The sequence below is a fragment of the Mycobacterium sp. E342 genome (genome assembly GCF_001667665.1).
Classification (GTDB): Bacteria; Actinomycetota; Actinomycetes; order Mycobacteriales; family Mycobacteriaceae; genus Mycobacterium.
In genome coordinates, this window is the sequence record NZ_LZJM01000104.1 from 1 (window position 1) to 899 (window position 899).

Below are 899 nucleotides of genomic sequence, written 5' to 3' on the forward strand. Positions count from 1 at the left end.
CGGCGCTGATGTCGCCTACAGTAACCGTGTCAAAACCGCGCTCAGCGAACAACGCGATAGCGGTACGGCCGATGTCGTCGCGCACGAGTCGTCGGCGTCGCTCGGTGAGTGGTTCGGTCATGCGCGCGACCTCACTTGCGCTGCCCGCGGGCGAACTCCGCGGCCCCGGCGAGCAGGCGAATCACCCGAGGTCCCATGTCGGTTCGGTCCGGGTCGATGCCCGCCTTGACCTGCCGAGCGTGCGACCCCTCCAGGATCACGGCCAGCTTGAACAACGCCAGAGCCTGGTAGTAGGGCAGCGCGGTGAGGTCCCGTCCGCTGAGGTTGGCGTATCGGTCCGCCAGCTGCTGACGACTCGGGTAGCCGGCCGAGCCGCCCGCCTGTTCGGTGATGATCGGATCTTCACCGGGCTCGGTCCACCGCGCGAGCAGGTGCCCAATATCGAGCAGCGGATCGCCGATGGTGCCGGTGTCCCAGTCGACGATTGCGGCCAAGCGGGCCGGCGGCTGCGGGGCAACCATCACATTGAATGGGCTGTAGTCGCCATGGATGACCGCGGCCGGGCTCATGGTCGGGGTGTTGGCGGAAAGCCAGTTGGCGAGGAAGTCGAGTTCGGGGAGATCGCGGGTACCGTAGCGCTCCAGCTGGGCGAGCCATCGTGGCACTTGACGCTCCAGAAATCCCTCGGGCTTGCCAAGGTCAGCCAGACCGCGCCGTCGCCAGTCCACCGCGGCCAGGTGGACCAGTCCGTCGACGTAGGCCATGGCCAAGTCGTGCCGCAATTCGGGATCGCCGGCGAACGGCTCGGGCAAGTCGAAACCGGGCGTGAATCCGTCGACGACGCCCATCAGCATGAATTCAGAACCAAGTACGTCGGTGTCAGCACAGTACAGCACGGG

At 66.5% G+C, this 899-nt stretch carries 1 protein-coding gene; it reads right to left on the reverse strand.

Features of this window, described 5'->3' with window-relative positions; genetic code table 11:
* Positions 1-131: 131 nt before the first annotated feature.
* On the reverse strand, positions 132-899 hold a 768-nt coding region (locus tag A5692_RS07205), incomplete at its 5' end, for a phosphotransferase family protein (protein WP_068053989.1).